We start from the raw sequence: 234 nt of genomic DNA, 5'->3' as shown, positions 1-234 counted from the left end.
AAAATCTGTTGCTACAAAATGAAACATTTCTCTGGAATTTTAAAAAATTACTTTTTAAGAGAAGCCAAAACCTTATTCAATTCAATTACATCGTCTTTATAACGTGGATATGCCACAATATTTCTCACACTATGATTTTGATTATTTATTATACCTACTCCATCAATATTTTGAAATCCTTCTTCCACAACCAAACCATTTAAAATACAATCGGCAAGATATTCAGAATGCGTT

Annotated in this window: 1 protein-coding gene; it reads right to left on the bottom strand. The window is 28.6% G+C overall.

The window, feature by feature from the left end; genetic code table 11:
• Nucleotides 1-47: 47 nt before the first annotated feature.
• A partial coding sequence (locus SB660_RS23945) for an Imm19 family immunity protein (protein ID WP_410585114.1) occupies nucleotides 48-234 on the bottom strand: 187 nt, incomplete at its 5' end.

The sequence above is a fragment of the Bacillus sp. SIMBA_005 genome (genome assembly GCF_046535585.1).
Classification (GTDB): domain Bacteria; phylum Bacillota; class Bacilli; order Bacillales; family Bacillaceae; genus Bacillus; species Bacillus pumilus.
Note: the sequence above shows the minus strand (reverse complement) of the source record. Positions and strands in the feature narration are given on the sequence as shown.